Here is a 15778-nt window from a genome sequence, read left to right as displayed (position 1 = left end):
GGGCGGACGCGGCGGTTCCGGAGCCGAGCGGGCCCGCAGGGGCCTCGCTCAGGGCATGGCGAATCGTTGTCGCGGCATGGTGGTCCATCCCTCCCCGTGGCGGCACTGTTCCCCCGGCCGCCGGTGATGTGCGCGCCGTCGTGGGGGCTGGTCGGACCCCGCTCGGCGCGCGGGGATCACCATAGCCACAGGCCAACCCCCTTGATCAAGGGAAATCCTGGAGCGATTTCGGCGGGGGCGGCGCGGCCGGGCGGTCCGGGTCCGGCGGGGCGGCGCGGGCGCCCGGTCAGGCGATCAGCAGGCCGATGCCGCCGAGGGTGTACGCGATCATCAGCGCGAACAGCGGGAGTTGGCCGGCGACCGCGCGGTCGGGCGGGAAGAGGCGCACGGACCGGTCGTGGGCGGCGACGACACCGAGGACGTGGCCGGTGACGATCGCGGCGACCTGAAGCGTCGCCAGGCCCCCGGGGCCCAGGAACGGGGCGGGCGCGAGGGCGTTGTCAGTGCCCCCTGCCATCATGACTGTACGTGGTCCTTCGGTGACGAAGAGCGAGAAGTAGTGGGCGACGAGATAGCCGAGGGCGATGGGCAGGAGCGAGTGGGCGAAGGAGGTGAGCGGGGTGGTGAGGGTGCGGTTCATCAGGCGGAGGGCGCCCGCGCAGAGTCCGTAGCAGGCGGCGACGAGGGCGACGGCGGCGAGCAGGCCGAGCGTGGCGGTGGGGACGGGGCCGAGGGGCGAGGTCTGGAGGGCGGTGATCCAGCGGGGGTTGTCGGAGAGGCCGTCGTAGGCGGTGGAGCCGAGGAGGACGCAGACGGTGGCGACGAGACCGGGGGTCTGTGGGGTGGCGTCGAGGCCGTGGAAGGGGGAGCGGAGGACGAGCCGGCCGTCGGCGCGGCGGCCGAGCGGGGAGAGCCGGGCGAGAAGGGAGGAGTACACCTCGAAGGGGTCGGCGTGGGCGAACCATCGGTCGCCGTAGCGGGCGGCGCCGACGAGCTGGACGGCGGCGAGGAGGGCGAGGGCGGTCAGGAGGGTGGTGGTGGAGGTGTTGTCGGGGGCGACGAGTTCGAGCCAGGTGAAGAGGAGGAGCCCGAGGGCGGCCGGGCGGATGCCGACGGCGGCGGGCAGCGGACGGGGGTTCCGCGGCGGGTGCAGGGCGTGGACGGCGCGCAGGGGGTTGAGGAGGCGCCAGACGGGGCCGAGGAGGAGGGAGGCGGGGACGAGTCCGACCCAGAGGAGGACGTAGAGGGCGCCGGGCGCGGGGTTGCGGTCGGGGTCGTCCGGCCCGAGAAGGAGGTGCAGGAGGAAGACGAGGGCGGCGGCGCCGCCGAGCAGGCGGAGCGCGGTGCGGGTGGCGGGGGCGTCGGCGACCCGTTGGAGAGCGGCGGGGAGCGGGCGGCCCGACAGGTCGCCGCGGAAGCGGGAGGAGGACCAGAGCAGCCCGAGGGCGAGAAAGGAGATGAGGAGCGCGGCGAAGGCGCCCGCGTAGGCGTAGAAGGGCGAGAGGGGGAGGTCGTGCCGGGAGCCCACGCCGTGGGCGAGCGGAAGGCCGAGACCGGGGCCGGACTCGGGGGTGAGGGCGTGGACCTGGGCGTGGGCGAGCGCGGCGGCCGGGGTGAGCGCCCCGGTCATCGGACGACGAGTTGGGTCAGCAGGAGTCCTGACTCATGGGTCTCGACCTCGAAGAGGCCGGTGCGGTCCGCGGTGAGGGTGAGGGTGGCGGGCGTGCCGGGAGAGAGGGGGAGTTCGCGGTCGTAGCCGTGCACGTGAAGGGTGTCGGCGCGGTCGCTGGTGACACGGAGGGTGAGGCTTTCGCCCTTCTTCAACTCGACGCGGGAGGGGGGTGGTTGGACGGTCGATCCGGAGACGGTGATGTCGACGGTGCGTCCGGTGGCGGTCGGCCGGGGTTTCGGTGCCGGGCTCGGGGGTGCGGCCCCGTCCAGGCGGACGGTGGTCTGGACGGGGGCGCCGGCGACGGCCCAGGCGGTGTGGTCGTCGGCGTGGAGGCGGACGGTGAGGGTACGGGTGCCGGCCGGTACGTAGCCCCACGGGCCGTAGAGACGGCCGGCCTCGCGGCCGTCGATCAGGAGGCGGGCGTGGCCGCGACCCGGGAGGGCCGCGCCGCCGGTGCTGTCGGGGGTGAAGCGGAACCTCTCCACCGTGAGGTGGACGTTCCAGCCGCCCTCGGTGTCGGGGCGGGTCTCGACGCGGACGGTGGGCGCCTCCGCCGCGGGGAGTTCGCGGAGCCGGTGCCCGCTCTCGTCCCGCGCGGCGAGCAGGGTGCCGGTGCCGCCGGTGGCCTCCTCGTGGGTGGTGCCGGGCTTGTGGTGGGTGGTGGCCCGGCCGCCGCAGCCGGTGAGGAGCAGGGTGGCGGTCAGGACGGCGGCCAGGGCCGCGACGAGGGGCGGGCGGGTGACGCCGACGCGGGGCCGCCTCATGCCGTGGCCTCGCCGTGCGGCCGGTTCTCGGCCGGGGTGACGCCCGCGCCGGGGGCGGTGCCGGGGTCAGCGCCGGGGGCGGTGCCGGGGGCCGCGCCGGGAGCCTTGCCGGGGGCGGCGCCGGGAGCCGTGCCGGAGGCCTTGCCGGGGGCGGCGCTTGAGGTCGCGCCCACCTGTCGGCCCGCCTCGGGATCGGGATCGGGATCCGGTGCCGCGTCCGTCCGGGCCGGGTCGGCGGCGGTCGTGGCGGCCGGGCCCGGGTCCGCCGTGGTCACGTCCGTCCGGGCCGGGTCCGCGGCTGTCGGGTCCGCCGGGGCAGGCCCGCGGGCTCCTGCGGCCACGACCGCCCACAGCACCCAGATGACGCCCAGCAGCAGGCGGAGCCAGGCGGGGCTCAGGGGGATGCCGGGGACCATCAGGATCGCCTTGTCGAAGGCGTCGAGGAGGGTGAGGGCGCCGAGGGTCACAGTGGTCCAGGCGAGCACCGGGCGGGTGGGGCGCAGGGCGAGGCCGAGGAGGGTCCACCAGAGGCCGGTGAGGAGCAGCGCGAGGGCCGGCACGGCGGTCGGGGTGAGGGCGAGGGTCGAACCGGCGACGTCGAGGGCGAGGCCCGCGAGGCCGATGAGGGTGGCGGCGCCCGCGAGGCGGTTGCCGCGCAGGCGGCGCCACCAGAGGGCGAGACCGGCCAGGGCGAGGACGAGGGAGCTGCCGAGGGCGAGTTGGGTCTCGACGCGCTGGAGGCCGCGGGCGCCGTACCAGTCGCAGCCTGCCGGGAGGCGGCGCGCCTGGACGTTGTAGTCGGCGCAGACGAGGAGCTGGGCGAGTTTGACGGGTTCGCCGATGAGCCGGTCGGTGCCGCCGGAGACGTCGCCGCGGCGCGCCCCGCAGTCGGGCAGGGCGCCGGGGCTGGCGGCGCCGGTGTCGGGCTGCCAGCAGTTGCCGCCGCCCTGGCCGTCCCACCAGACGTCGGTGCGGTTGGGGCGGGCGGTGCCGGCCTTGTCGACGCCGAGGTGGTTGCCGGCGTAGCGGTTGTGGTGGGAGGTGTCGGTCTGCTTGCCCCAGGCGGACTCGCCGCGGATGAAGGCGGGGACGGCGTTGAGGTAGAAGGCGGTGCGCTGGTGGCCGTAGACCCAGTTGTCCTCGTAGAGGTTCCAGTTGCCGCCTGCGGTGATGATGCCGGTGCCGGGGGGCATGGAGATCTGGGGGCAGACGACGCCCTGTTCGTAGCCGCGCTCGACCGGCGGTTTGGCGCAGGTGCCGTCGGCGACGTACCGGTAGTAGTTCTGGTTGTTGTCGTGGATCAGGTTGCGCTCGAAGCGGGCGTGGTTCTGCGGGAGTCCGGGGTGACCGGGGAAGGCGGAGTCCATGGAGGCGCCGCCCATGTTGTGGTCGAACTCGTTGTCGTGGACCCAGACGGAGTCTCCGGCGGTGCCGGAGTAGCCGACCATGTTGTGGTGGCTGCGGCAGCCGGTGATCTCGATGGAGTAGCGGGGGACGTCGTAGCCGCGGCCGTCGTTGATGTCGGAGGCAGATCCGGGGTAGATGCCGGAGTCGCCGTTGCCGTAGGACTCGCAGTTCTTGTAGAGCCCGTGGTCGGAGGCGAAGGTGAGGAAGCCGTATTCGTCGTTCCAGCGGGTGAGGACGTCGTCGATGACGAAGCCGTCGGCGGCGAGCACGTACAGCGAGTTGAACGTGGTGCGCTGGGCGGTGAAGTTGCGGAAGTAGACGCCGTCGGTGCCATCGGCCCGCAGTGCGTTGAGCTTGCGGTACTTGGCGTCGATGACGACGTCGAGGCGGGAGGCTCCGGTGCCCTCGATCTGGAGGTCCTTCTTGCCGAGGACGGCGACGAGGTTCTGGTTGTGCGGGCACTGCCGCTGCTGCTCGTAGCTGAGGATCTGGTAGCCGAGCGAGGACGTGGGCGCGTCGAGGGTGGCGCAGGCTCCGGTGGGCGGGGGCAGCGAGGGCTCCTCCTCGTACAGGCCGGGGAGGATCGCGATGGTCAGGCCGGGCCGGTCGACGGCGTCGACGGCCTGCTGGAGGTGGCGGTAGCCCTCGCGGGCGCAGCGCTCGTAGAGGGTGCGGTTGCGGGCCTTGAGGGGGGCCGGGAACCGGGAGATCCGGCTTTCGAACGCGGTCCGGTCGGTCTTGCAGACGAGGAGGTCGGGTTCTCCGGTGCGGAGCTTCGGCACGGTGCCGGAGCCGTCGGGGAAGGTGACGGGCCGCTCCTCGTGGGCCTGGGCCCCGGGGGCGGTGAGCAGGGCCGCGGCGAGAGCCGCGAGCACGACCGAGAGCGCGAGGACGAACCTTCGGGTCCAGGACATGCGCGTGAGAGTAGAGGATTGTTCATCTTTTTTGACCCCCTCGCGCAGCACCTGATTTCCGGGGCGTCCGGCGCCGGAAGCCGGGTCGGCATCCCGTTTCGGCCACCGACTCCCGATGCCCCGTTGACGCGGGACGCGCGGAATCCTACGGTCATGCATAGGATTCCCTTGATGGGCTTCCCTTGTGGGCTCAGGACAGGAGCGGGCGATGACCACGGAGCAGGCCGAGAGGCGCGAGCAGGCCGGGAAGACGGCCGAGGCGCTCGGCTACAGCACCGGTTTCGGCAACGAGCACAGCTCGGAGGCGATCCCCGGCGCACTGCCGCACGGCCGCAACTCGCCGCAGCGGGCGCCCCTCGGCCTCTACGCCGAGCAGCTCAGCGGCAGTGCGTTCACCGAGCCGCGGGCGCACAACCGCCGCTCGTGGCTCTACCGGATCCGCCCCTCCGCGGCGCACCCGCCGTTCACCCGGATCGACAACGGCGACGTCCGCTCCGCGCCCTTCGACCAGACCGTTCCCGACCCCAACCGGCTGCGCTGGAACCCGCTGCCCGACCCGGCTCCCGGTACCGACTGGCTGGCCGGCCTGTGGACCCTCGGCGGCAACGGCGACGCGACCCAGCGGGCCGGCATGGCCGTGCACCTGTACCACGCGAACGCCTCCATGGAGCGGGTCTTCGGCAACGCGGACGGCGAGCTGCTGATCGTCCCGGAGCGCGGCGGCCTGCTCCTCCGCACCGAGCTGGGCCTGCTGGCCGTCCACCCCGGCGAGACGGCGCTGATCCCCCGTGGGGTCCGCTTCCGCGTGGACCTGCTGGAGGAGACCGCCCGCGGCTACGTCTGCGAGAACTACGGGGCTCCGTTCCAGCTCCCCGACCTCGGCCCGATCGGCGCCAACGGCCTCGCCAACGCCCGTGACTTCCGCGCCCCGGTCGCCGCCTACGAGGACGTCGAGGGTCCGGTCGAGGTGGTCAACAAGTACTGCGGCAACCTCTGGTCGGCGACCTACGGCCACTCGCCGCTCGATGTCGTCGCCTGGCACGGCAACCACACCCCGTACGTCTACGACCTGCACCGTTTCAATGTCATCGGGACGATCTCGTACGACCACCCCGACCCGTCGATCTTCACGGTCCTCACCTCGCCCTCCGACACCCCGGGGCTCGCGAGCGTGGACTTCGTGGTCTTCGCCCCGCGCTGGCTGGTCGGCGAGGACACCTTCCGACCTCCGTACTTCCACCGCAACGTGATGAGCGAGTACATGGGCCTCATCGAGGGCGCGTACGACGCGAAGGCGGAGGGCTTCGTGCCGGGCGGCGGCTCGCTGCACAACATGATGTCCGCGCACGGCCCCGACCGGGAGACCTTCGACCGGGCGAGCGCCGCCGAGCTGAAGCCGCAGAAGATCGACGACGGTCTCGCCTTCATGTTCGAGACCCGCTGGCCGGTGACCGCGACCCCGCAGGCCGCGGGCGCCGACCACCTGCAGAAGGGGTACGACGACGTATGGCAGGGTCTGGAGCGCCACTTTCGGCCGTAGTGTCTCGGCCGTACGCCCGTAGCCTTCGTACGGAGAACCCGTGACCGCCTTCGCACCCGACTCGCTGGTCCTGAACCGCAAGCTGCCGCTCTGGTATCAGGTCTCGCAGTCGCTGCGCGCCTCGATACTGGGCCGCACGCCCGACGCCTCGCTCCGGCTACCCACCGAGGAGCAGCTCGCGGCGCACTACGGCGTCAGTGTGCTCACGATGCGCCAGGCCCTCAAGGAACTCGAGGAGGAGGGCCTGATCAGCCGGCACCGGCGGCGCGGGACCTTCATCGAGCCGGGCGCCCGGCGCTCCACCCCGCGCCGGCTGCTCGGCTCGATCGACGCGATCGTGGCCCAGCAGTCGGGCGAGCGGACGACGGTCCTCGGTCACGGCAGCGAGGCGGTGCCGGGTGAGCTCGCCGAACACTTCCCCGACCTCACGGAGATCGTGGCGTACCGGCGGCTGCGCCGCGACGGGGAGAGCGGCGAGCCGACCAACTGGGCGGAGAACGCGGTGCGTCCCGAGCTCGCGGCCGCGATCGACCCGGCCGATCTGGAGCGCTGGCCGATGACGAAGGTGCTGCGGGACGTCGTCGGGGTGCGGATCAGCCGCATCACGGACACGGTCGAGGCCCGTCTCGCCGACCCGGAGACGGCGGCGCTCCTTGATGTGCCGCTCCTGTCGCCGATCCTCCACTACACCGGGGTGACCTACGACGAGGCGGGCAGGGTCGTCGACGTGGCGCGCATCCGGTACCGGGGCGACCGCTTCTCCTTCACGGTCACGGTCGAGGCCCAGTGACGGTCACGGCCGAAGCCCAGTGACGGTCACGGCCGAAGCCCGGTGACGGTCCTCGCCGAAGCCCGCTGACGACGCCGACGCTGACGACCGGAGCACACCGACGGTCACGGTCGAGGCCCGTCGGCCGGAGGCCGGGGTCTCCGGACAGTGGAGACCCACGGACGGCGGTCGTTAGCATGCGGGGCGTGACGGAAGCCCCCGGAGCGAACAACGCCGATCTGCCTCCCCTCGCCGACGCGCAGTCCGTCGCCGACCTCCCCCTCCTCGACGACCTCATGCCGTGGTCCGTCGCCCCACTGCGCTTCGGCCGCTCGTGGATCGTGGCGCCGGACGCGCGGACGCTGCGGTCCCGCTGGGACCGCCTGGCGGCCGCCGAAGGGGCCGAGCGCGAGGCCCTGTTCCGCCCCAGCCGGGCGCGGACCCCGTCGAGTGCGGTGGCCGCGCTGCCGGGTCAGCGGACCGGGACCGTGCGCTGGGCCCGGGAGCCGGGACCGTGCCCGGAGCCGGTACGGGTCGCGCGGGGGCCGTTCGACGAGCAACTGCTGCTGCCCGACCACCGGCTGATCGACGCCGCACGGCCGGAGCTGTGGCGGGTGGCCGGCGAGCCGCAGCTCTTCGCCGTCGAGCAGGGGTACGTGCCCGGTGCGGCCGGCCCCGCGCTCCTGGTGACGGCCGCGCTGCCCGAGGGCCGCTCCCCCGCGGGGCGACCCGGCCGGATCCGTCCGCTGTTCCGGCGCCCGGGGGGCATGGAGCCGAACCTCGCCCCCGGCCTCCTCGGCTTCCTCGGCGAGCGGTACGGGCACGAGGTCGGCGTCCTGGAGTGGCTCGCGTGGACCGTGGCGGCGGCCCTCCCCTCCCCCGCCGGGTGCCGGGTGCCCCTTCCCGGGGACCCGGAGGTCTGGGCGGCGGGCGTGGCGCTCGGCCGGGAGCTCGTCGACATCCAGGCGCGGGGTGCGCTGAGCGGGACGAAGCCCCGGCTGCCGGGCGGGCGCCGTCCGTACGTGCGGGCCGCGGTGCCGGCGCGTCCCGGGACGTTGACGTACGAGGCGGCCGACGAGGCCCTGTGCCTCGACGGGGGGCGCGTCTCGCCCGTACCGGCGGAGGCCTGGGAGTTCAGCGTCGGCGGGGCGCGGGTCCTGGAGCAGTGGTTCGCTCACCGGACCGCCCCGGTGGAGCCCGGGTCGCTGGACGCGATCGGGCCGGCGGCCTGGCCGCAGGAGTGGACGTCGGAGCTGCTCGACCTGGTGACCGTGCTGGCGCTGCTCGGCGCACGGGAGCCGGATCGGGCGGCCCTCGCCTCGGCGGCCCTCGCACCGGAGGCGGCCGGATCCGTGGGCCGGGAGGAACTGCGGGCGGCGGGTGTCCTGCCGCCGCCGGCCGGGTCCCGCCGCCCCGCCTCGGTCCTCGACCATCAGGAGGAGGGCCCGGAGGGCCAGTTCATGCTGCTGTGACGGGGCCCTCCGGCGGCGCGAACGAGTCGAGGAGGCGTCCGATGGTCAGGGCGAAGATCTCGTCCGGGTCGACGGGGGCGGCGGGGGCCTCGGCGAGCAGTCCCGCGAGGTGCGGGTACCTCCCGCTCGCGACCTGCCCCATGAGGTAGGCGCCGCGCACCGCCTGTTCCTCCTCCTCCGACCAGGGAAGTCCGCGGGCCCGTTCGGCGATGGCCTGTTCGTTGGCGACGGTCGCCATCACCGTGCCGTTGACCATGGCGATCAGCTGCATCTTCAGCCCCGGGGGGACGTCGAGCGGGACGAGGCAGCCGAGGCACCACTCCAGGAAGCGCAGGGCGTTGGGGCTGAATCCGTAGGCGGTGGTCATCACCCGGGCCAGCCAGGGGTGCCGGTACATGATCGCGCGGCTCTGGTACGCGATCCCGGTCATGTCGGCGCGCCAGTCGCCGCTGGGTTCCTCGGGGAGCGCGTACTCGCCGCTGACCGCGTCGACCATCAGCTCGTACAGGTCCTCCTTGCGGGGGACGTAGTTGTAGAGCGACATGGTGCCGCAGCCGATCTCGGCGGCGATCCGCCGCATGGAGACCGCGTCGATGCCGTCCGTGTCGGCGATGCGCACGGCGGCGTCCACGATGTCCCGCCGGCTGTACGCCGGTTTCGGGCCTCGGCCCGCGCGTTCGGGCCGCGCCCAGATCACTTCCGGTTCGGCCGCTCGGCCCGCCATGGATCATCACCTCGCTCCCATCGTAGTTACGTACGCCGTACGTAGTGCGGTATGGTCGCGCCATGACGACTACGTACGCTGTACTTAGTGAGGGTCTGCAGAAGCGGTACGGCGAGGTCCACGCCCTCCGCGGCCTCGACCTCGCCGTCCCCGAGGGCTCGGTCTGCGGCGTCCTCGGCCCCAACGGCGCCGGCAAGACAACGGCCGTCCGCGTCCTGACGACCCTGGTGAAGCCCGACGCGGGCAGCGCGCGGGTGGCCGGCCACGACGTGGTGCGCGATCCGGCGGGGGTACGGAAGCGGATCGCGGTCACCGGGCAGTACGCCTCCGTCGACGGGGACCTGACCGGCGCCGAGAACCTGCGGCTGTTCGCGCGGCTGCTGCGCGCCCCGCGCGCCCGCGCCGACGAACTCCTGGAGCAGTTCGGCCTCGCGGCGGCGGCCGGGCGCCCCGCCCGCACCTACTCCGGCGGCATGCGGCGCCGGCTGGACCTGGCCGCGAGCCTGCTCGTACCGCCGCGGGTCCTCTTCCTCGACGAACCGACGACCGGGCTCGACCCGTACAGCCGCAACGGGATCTGGGACGCCGTACGGGGGTTGGCGTCCCGGGGCACCACGGTGCTGCTGACCACGCAGTACCTGGAGGAGGCGGACCGGCTCGCCGACGACATCGTCCTGATCGACGGGGGTCGCGCGGCCCAGCGCGGCAGCCCGGCCGAACTCAAGGCGCTCGTCGGCAGCTACGCCGAGGTGGTCGTCGCCGACCCCTCGGCCCTCGAAGCGGCCGCGGCCGTCCTCGACCGCCTGACCGGTTCGGCCCCGGTCCTGGACGCCGGGCACCGCACGGTCGGCGCGGTGACCACGGACGGCACGCTCACCCTCCCCCGGATCGTCCGCGAGGTCGACGCGGCCGGGGTCCTCCTCGTCGACGCCTCACTGCGCCCGCCCACCCTCGACGAGGTGTTCCTGCGCCTCACCGACCGGAAGGAACTCGCCGCATGAGCACCGCTCTCGTCCAGGAGCAGGGAACGCGCCCGGTGAGCACCGCGCTCCTCCAGGACGGAACGGCCGTCCTCGGCCGTCACCTCCTGCGCATCCGGCACGCGCCGGCGATCACCGTGATGACCCAGACGATGCCGATCGTGTTCCTGCTGTTCTTCGGGTACGTGTTCGGCAGCGCGCTCGCCGTGCCGGGCGCGGAGTACCGGTCCCACCTCGTGCCGGGCCTGCTCGTCGCGACGGCGGCCGGGGGCCTGATGACCGGCATGTTCCAGGCCGCCCAGGACGCCCACCGCGGTGTCATGGACCGCTTCCGCACCATGCCCGTGAGCCGGTCCGCCGTCCCGCTCGGGCAGGCCCTCGCCGACCTCGTGACCAGCGCCGTCGGCACCGTGCCGCTGCTCCTGGTCGGACTCGCCATGGGCTGGCGGGTCGAGGGAGGCGCGCCGGAGGCCCTGGGCGCCTTCGGTCTGCTGCTGCTCTTCCGCTTCGCGACGACCTGGGTGGGCATCCTGCTCGGCCTCGCCTCGAAGAGCGAGGAGGCGGCGGGCCAGCTCGGCAGCGCCACCTTCATGCTGCCGCTGCTCTCCAACGCGTACATCCCGACCGGCAACCTGCCGGGGTGGCTGCGCACGGTCGCCGAGTGGAACCCGATCTCGGCGGTCACGACGGCGGTACGGGTCCTCTTCGGCAACGCGCCCGTCCCGGCGGACGCGGCCTGGCCGGTGGCCCACCCGGTCGCCGGGGCGCTGCTCTGGTCGCTCGGCCTGATCGCCCTCTTCGCCCCGCTCGCGGTCCGCCGCTACACCCGGGGCTGACGATCCCCGCCCCACCCCGGGGGGTGACATGTCCCCTGGTGACAAGGACAGGCCCCGCAGGGTAGGCAGGGCTTTCATGAGCACTCAGCCACTCCCCCTCGAAGGCATCACGGTCGTCGCCGTCGAGCAGGCCGTCGCCGCCCCCTTCGCCACCCGGCAACTCGCCGACCTCGGCGCCCGCGTCGTCAAGGTCGAGCGCCCCGACGGCGGGGACTTCGCCCGGGGGTACGACACGGCCGCACGGGGCCTCGCCTCGCACTTCGTGTGGTGCAACCGGGGCAAGGAGTCCGTGGCGGTCGACCTCAAGGACCCGCGCGGTCTCGCCCTCGTCCGGCGGCTGGTGGCCGGCGCGGACGTCTTCGTGCAGAACCTCGCCCAGGGGGCGGCGGCTCGGCTCGGCCTCGACGCGGCCACGCTCTGCGCCGCGCACCCGCGGCTGATCGCGGTGGACGTCTCCGGGTACGGAGCGGAGGGGCCGTACGCGCACAAGCGGGCGTACGACATGCTCGTCCAGTGCGAGGCGGGCCTGGTATCGGTGACCGGGACGCCGGAGCGGCCGGTCAAGTCCGGGATCCCGGCGGCGGACATCGCCGCCGGGATGTACGCCTTCTCCGGCGTCCTCGCCGCGCTCGTACGGCGCGGCACGACCGGCCGCGGCGGCCCCGTGGAGGTCTCCCTGCTCGACTCGCTCGCCGAGTGGATGGGGCACCCGTTGCATTACGGCATGCATGGGGGTACGCCCCCGGCGCGAACGGGGCTCGCACACGCGGTGATCGCTCCGTACGACGCCTATCCGACGGCGGACGGCGGCCTGGTGCTGCTCTCCGTGCAGAACGACCGGGAGTGGCGGCGGCTCGCCGAGCAGGTCCTCGGCCGGCCCGACCTCGCCGACGCCCCGGACTTCGCGACGAACACGGCGCGGGTGGCGGGCCGGGCGGCGACGGACGCGGTGGTCGCGGCGGCGCTGGCCCCGCTGACGGCGCCCGAGGCGCTGGCCCGGCTCGACGCGGCGGGCATCGCCTGCGCCCGGCTCAACTCGGTCGCGGAGCTCGCGGACCATCCGCAGCTGACGGCCCGTGACCGCTGGCGCGCGGTCGAGTCGCAGGTCGGGCCGCTGCGTTCGCTGCTGCCGCCGATCGTGTTCCCGGACGCGCCGGAGCCGCGGATGGACCGGATCCCCGCCCTCGGGCAGGACACGGACGAGGTCCTCGGGGAGCTCGGGGTGCCGGAGGAGGAGGTGAAGGAGCTGCGGGGCGCGGGGGTGATCGCCTGAGGGCGCGAGGACCCCGGCTCCGCTCGCGGGGGCCCGGCTCCGCTCGCGCGGTCGGGCGGGCGTCTCTCGCGCGGTCGGGCACCTCGCGGGATCGGGCACCTCGCGGGGTCGGCCAATCGCGCACGGGGCGGGTGCCCCTCGGGGGTCGGAGGTCACTCAGGGGTCGGAGGTCACTCGTCAGGCCGGGCCCGCGGCCGGGTCGGGCCCGCGGCCGGGTCGGGCCCGCGGCCGGGTACGACTGAGCGCCGGACGGGCGGGGACACGTCCGGCGACGTGGCAGTCGTGCGGTCAGGCAGTCGTGCGGTCGGAGTCGTGAAGGCGACCGGGCGGAAGCGGGCGGGAACCTCGGGGTTGCTCGGCCCGGTGCGCCCGGCTCCTAGTGGCGCGTTCCGAAGAGGGAGCGGCGGAGGCGGCGGAGCGGGGCGAAGAGCGAGACCCGCGCGCTGCGGCTGCGGTGACCGTGCACCGGAACCTCGGGCGTACGCGACGTCAGTTCACGCATCAGCAGCGTCGCCTCGGCCACCTCCCGCTGGGGCACGGCGGGACCGCCGAGCACCGCGAGATGACGGTCGAGCCGCGAACTCGTCGCACTGCTCCCGCAGGTGATGGCAGGCACTCGCGGCCTGCTGCGCATTGCTATCTGTTCCATGTCACTCCCCACCCGTACAAGGGCACCCGACCCAGGGCAGGTTAACCCTATCGCCCCGCGGTGACACCCGTGTATCCCGGCGACGGGATTCACGGCACTCGTACGGGGGTTGACGGTCACCGTCCGAATCCATCTGATTCCAGGGCGAGTTGGACAGGATTTCGAACACCTGCCGAACCGTCACGAACCATCCTGCCCTCCGGACCCGCCTCCCCGCGCACCCGGACCGGTGTGATCTCCACCACCAAGATCGTTCGACTCGGGCGGCGCGCGGAGCGGACACCGCGGCGGCGCCGGACCGGGGCCGGGAGGACACCCCTCGGCTACCGTGGATCCATGACGGTGATCGCGGGTCGTTACCGGCTTCTGGACGTGCTCGCCGAAGGGGCGACGGGCACCGTCTGGCGCGCCCTCGACGAGACGGGCCGCCACGAGGTGGCCCTCAAGGAGCTCCGGGCCCCGGACGGGCTTCCGGCGGACGAGGTGCCCCTTCTGTACGCGCGGCGCGAGCGCGAGGCCCGGGCGGCCGCCCGGATCTCCCATCCCGCTGCCGTACGGGTCCTCGGCGTCGCCACGGAGGACGGCCGGCCCTGGGTCGTCATGGAGCTCGTCCGGGGTCTCAGCCTCGCCGACACCCTGGAGGCGGCCGGGCCGCTGCCGCCGCGCGAGGCCGCCCTCGTCGGGGCGGAGGTCCTGGCCGGGCTGCGGGCGGCCCGGGAGGCCGGCGTCCCGCACCGGGAGGTGGATCCCGAGCACGTCCTCCTCGCCAACGACGGGCGGATCGTCGTGACCGGCTTCGGTACGGCTCCGGAGGACGACCCGGGGCCGGCGGCGGAGCTGCGCGCCCTGGGGACGCTGCTCGACGCGACGATGTCCGCACGGCCGTCGCCGCTGCCCGCGAAGGACGACCGGGCGGGGGAACTCCGCACCCTCGTCGAGGAGCTGTCGGCCGAGGCTCCGGAGCGCCTCCTGACGGCGGACCAGGTCGAGCGGGAACTGCGGCGGGTGGCGACGGGCGGGGCGCGGCCCGCCCGGCCGGAGGCACCCCCGGCCCCGGCGTCACCGTCCACCGGGACGTCCGCCGCTCAGGCGGGGGGCGAGCCGGCCGCGCGGATCGGGAGTCCTCACGGCAACGCCTCCGCGACACCGTCGAGTTCGGCGCCGGAGGCCCCGCGGTCGACGTCGCCCCGGCGCGCCCACGTCCTGCTCGCCGGAGTGATCGGCGCGCTGCTCATCGCGGGAGCACTGGCGTACCACCTGGTCCGGGACGGCGAACGAGGCGCCGGGCCCGGGCCGGGCGGTGTCACGAGCACCGCTCCGGCCGGCCCCGGCGCCACGGACGGCGCGGGCGGCGGTCCGGTTACACCGCGTTCCTGAAGCTGGGCATGTAGCCGCCGGACTGACCGGCGGCCGTCGGGTGGTAGGACTCCCCGATGTTGAGCCAGTTGACGCTGTGCAGCCAGGCCGAGCCGGAGCAGATCTCGTGTCCGGTGAACGCCGGGACGACGCTGGAGAAGGCGTAGCCGTGGTCGGCCGCACGCTTGGCCACGGCGGCGTTGAGGTAGTCGGAGGCTCCGTTGATGGCGCTGCGCTCGGCCTCGCTCAGGCCCGCGACGCAGCTGCCGCCCAGCTGGTAGAAGCGCGGGTAGCCGAGGACGACCACGCGGGCGGCGGGCGCCTTGTTCCTGATCGCCGTGTAGACGGAGTCGAGCTTGCCGGGCAGCGTCGTGTCGACGTAGCTCTTGGCCTGATTCACCCGGCTGATACAGGTGGCTTCGGACTGCAGCACACAGGTCGTCATGACGTCGGCGAAACCGGCGTCATTTCCCCCGATCGTGAGGGAGACCAGGTCGGTGGCGGAGGAGAGCGGACCGAGCTGATTCGCGGTCACATCACCCGTTCGGGCGCCCGAGCAGGCGGTGAACGCGAAGGAGGAGGGGGCGTTCGCGTTCTTCCACAGCACCGGATACGCCTTCGTGGAGCGCTTGCAGTCTCCGCTGGCGCTGTCGTAACTCCCCGAGCCGACACCGGAGGAGTACGAGTCACCAAGGGCCACATAGTCGACTGCGGCGGTCTCGGCGGCCTGGGCGGCGCCCACCCCGGTGAGGGCGAGGACGGCACCGAGCAGGAGCGAGGACGATACGGCGGCAAAACGGGACAGTCTCATGGAACCTCCCTTTAGCAGGATCTCTGCGCTACCAGGTAGTAGCATCGGATCCGCCGCGCCGGAAGTGTTCATGTCAAAACTGGGGATGAACGTCACCCGATCCTCCGTCAGCGACCGTCCACTTCCAGCCATGGACGACAGGCGGCCGACGGGTGGCCGGAAGGGGGCGGGAAGCGGAGCCTCCGGTACCGCTGAATGGCCGACCGAGAACACGACACATTCACACAACAAAACACAGAAGCCTGATCCCGCATCACTGTTCTCTGCATGCAAACGGATTGACCGAATCCGATCGGGACGGTTGCACATCTGACCGTCGAAGCTTCGCCAAACTACGGAAAAGCGGGCCACAGAACCGGGACTTGCCATACAGTCCCATTCATCAATACCGTCGTACATCTCACCCGCACCGATCCATCACGCAAAGCGGCTCAGGGGAGGGCTCTAGCGTCGCTGATGGTCCCGGGGCGGGGCGCGGTAGGGGGGTGCCGTGCTCGGTGTTCGAACGTGCGCCGAGTCGCGGGTACCGCGCGGCCAGACATGCCAACTCGCCGATCCCGAAAGGTGATCGTTCTGTGCGGGACGGCGAGAACCCCCCTTTCGAACCGGAC

Annotated in this window: 13 protein-coding genes; 7 read left to right on the top strand and 6 right to left on the bottom strand. The window is 73.4% G+C overall.

What is annotated here, in order from left to right; all coding sequences use genetic code 11:
* Positions 1 to 286: 286 nt before the first annotated feature.
* The 3 genes from ACFQ79_RS16845 to ACFQ79_RS16835 are packed head-to-tail and all read right to left on the bottom strand — an operon-like array spanning position 287 to position 4757.
* Positions 287 to 1630 (bottom strand): hypothetical protein, encoded by a 1344-nt coding sequence (locus ACFQ79_RS16845; protein WP_383583906.1) that lies wholly within the window; start codon positions 1628 to 1630, stop codon positions 287 to 289.
* Positions 1627 to 2436, bottom strand: a complete 810-nt coding sequence (locus tag ACFQ79_RS16840) for a hypothetical protein (protein ID WP_383583903.1) — start codon at positions 2434 to 2436, stop codon at positions 1627 to 1629. Before ACFQ79_RS16840 ends, ACFQ79_RS16845 begins: the two co-directional genes overlap by 4 nt.
* Positions 2433 to 4757, bottom strand: coding sequence for a right-handed parallel beta-helix repeat-containing protein (locus ACFQ79_RS16835; RefSeq protein WP_383583900.1), 2325 nt, complete (start codon positions 4755 to 4757; stop codon positions 2433 to 2435). Before ACFQ79_RS16835 ends, ACFQ79_RS16840 begins: the two co-directional genes overlap by 4 nt.
* A 208-nt stretch (positions 4758 to 4965) precedes the next feature.
* Between ACFQ79_RS16835 and hmgA the strand changes: the two genes are divergently transcribed.
* From hmgA to ACFQ79_RS16820, 3 genes are all read left to right on the top strand, one after another.
* Positions 4966 to 6297, top strand: coding sequence for a homogentisate 1,2-dioxygenase (gene hmgA / locus ACFQ79_RS16830; RefSeq protein ID WP_383583897.1), 1332 nt, complete (start codon positions 4966 to 4968; stop codon positions 6295 to 6297).
* Positions 6298 to 6337: 40 nt separating this feature from the next.
* Positions 6338 to 7087: a GntR family transcriptional regulator gene (locus tag ACFQ79_RS16825; protein ID WP_383583895.1), complete on the top strand. Its 750-nt coding sequence runs from the start codon at positions 6338 to 6340 to the stop codon at positions 7085 to 7087.
* Positions 7088 to 7263: 176 nt separating this feature from the next.
* Positions 7264 to 8538, top strand: a complete 1275-nt coding sequence (locus ACFQ79_RS16820) for a type ISP restriction/modification enzyme (protein ID WP_383583893.1) — start codon at positions 7264 to 7266, stop codon at positions 8536 to 8538.
* Here ACFQ79_RS16820 and ACFQ79_RS16815 read toward each other — a convergent pair.
* Complete coding sequence (locus ACFQ79_RS16815; RefSeq protein WP_383583891.1) at positions 8525 to 9262, bottom strand: TetR/AcrR family transcriptional regulator; 738 nt, start codon at positions 9260 to 9262, stop codon at positions 8525 to 8527. The two genes, ACFQ79_RS16820 and ACFQ79_RS16815, sit on opposite strands and share 14 nt — an antisense overlap.
* Before the next feature lie 62 nt (positions 9263 to 9324).
* On the opposite strand from ACFQ79_RS16815, the gene ACFQ79_RS16810 reads away from it, so the two are divergent.
* From ACFQ79_RS16810 to ACFQ79_RS16800, 3 genes are all read left to right on the top strand, one after another.
* Positions 9325 to 10263 (top strand): ATP-binding cassette domain-containing protein, encoded by a 939-nt coding sequence (locus ACFQ79_RS16810; protein WP_383583889.1) that lies wholly within the window; start codon positions 9325 to 9327, stop codon positions 10261 to 10263.
* Complete coding sequence (locus ACFQ79_RS16805) at positions 10260 to 11078, top strand: ABC transporter permease (protein ID WP_383583887.1); 819 nt, start codon at positions 10260 to 10262, stop codon at positions 11076 to 11078. The genes ACFQ79_RS16810 and ACFQ79_RS16805 overlap by 4 nt, the downstream gene beginning before the upstream one ends.
* Positions 11079 to 11154: 76 nt before the next feature.
* A complete protein-coding gene (locus tag ACFQ79_RS16800) occupies positions 11155 to 12351 on the top strand; it encodes a CaiB/BaiF CoA transferase family protein (protein ID WP_383583884.1) in 1197 nt (398 codons plus the stop codon).
* Positions 12352 to 12727: 376 nt separating this feature from the next.
* On the opposite strand, the gene ACFQ79_RS16795 is transcribed toward ACFQ79_RS16800, so the two are convergent.
* Positions 12728 to 13000, bottom strand: a complete 273-nt coding sequence (locus ACFQ79_RS16795) for a hypothetical protein (protein WP_030315798.1) — start codon at positions 12998 to 13000, stop codon at positions 12728 to 12730.
* A gap of 336 nt (positions 13001 to 13336) precedes the next feature.
* Between ACFQ79_RS16795 and ACFQ79_RS16790 the strand changes: the two genes are divergently transcribed.
* A complete protein-coding gene (locus ACFQ79_RS16790) occupies positions 13337 to 14377 on the top strand; it encodes a protein kinase (RefSeq protein ID WP_383583882.1) in 1041 nt (346 codons plus the stop codon).
* Here the strand turns inward: ACFQ79_RS16790 and ACFQ79_RS16785 are convergent.
* Positions 14361 to 15167 (bottom strand): SGNH/GDSL hydrolase family protein, encoded by an 807-nt coding sequence (locus ACFQ79_RS16785; protein WP_383583879.1) that lies wholly within the window; start codon positions 15165 to 15167, stop codon positions 14361 to 14363. The two genes, ACFQ79_RS16790 and ACFQ79_RS16785, sit on opposite strands and share 17 nt — an antisense overlap.
* Positions 15168 to 15778 lie beyond the last annotated feature (611 nt).

It is taken from the genome of Streptomyces sp. NPDC056480, from assembly GCF_042795405.1.
Classification (GTDB): Bacteria; Actinomycetota; Actinomycetes; order Streptomycetales; family Streptomycetaceae; genus Streptomyces.
This window is presented reverse-complemented; position numbering and strand designations above follow the sequence as displayed.

Coding starts and splice junctions, on each gene's coding strand:
- ACFQ79_RS16845 (WP_383583906.1), bottom strand. CDS start 1,630: ATGACCGGGGCGCTCACCCCGGCCGCCGCGCTCGCCCACGCCCAGGTC.
- ACFQ79_RS16840 (WP_383583903.1), bottom strand. CDS start 2,436: ATGAGGCGGCCCCGCGTCGGCGTCACCCGCCCGCCCCTCGTCGCGGCC.
- ACFQ79_RS16835 (WP_383583900.1), bottom strand. CDS start 4,757: ATGTCCTGGACCCGAAGGTTCGTCCTCGCGCTCTCGGTCGTGCTCGCG.
- hmgA (WP_383583897.1), top strand. CDS start 4,966: ATGACCACGGAGCAGGCCGAGAGGCGCGAGCAGGCCGGGAAGACGGCC.
- ACFQ79_RS16820 (WP_383583893.1), top strand. CDS start 7,264: ATGCGGGGCGTGACGGAAGCCCCCGGAGCGAACAACGCCGATCTGCCT.
- ACFQ79_RS16815 (WP_383583891.1), bottom strand. CDS start 9,262: ATGGCGGGCCGAGCGGCCGAACCGGAAGTGATCTGGGCGCGGCCCGAA.
- ACFQ79_RS16810 (WP_383583889.1), top strand. CDS start 9,325: ATGACGACTACGTACGCTGTACTTAGTGAGGGTCTGCAGAAGCGGTAC.
- ACFQ79_RS16805 (WP_383583887.1), top strand. CDS start 10,260: ATGAGCACCGCTCTCGTCCAGGAGCAGGGAACGCGCCCGGTGAGCACC.
- ACFQ79_RS16800 (WP_383583884.1), top strand. CDS start 11,155: ATGAGCACTCAGCCACTCCCCCTCGAAGGCATCACGGTCGTCGCCGTC.
- ACFQ79_RS16795 (WP_030315798.1), bottom strand. CDS start 13,000: ATGGAACAGATAGCAATGCGCAGCAGGCCGCGAGTGCCTGCCATCACC.
- ACFQ79_RS16790 (WP_383583882.1), top strand. CDS start 13,337: ATGACGGTGATCGCGGGTCGTTACCGGCTTCTGGACGTGCTCGCCGAA.
- ACFQ79_RS16785 (WP_383583879.1), bottom strand. CDS start 15,167: ATGAGACTGTCCCGTTTTGCCGCCGTATCGTCCTCGCTCCTGCTCGGT.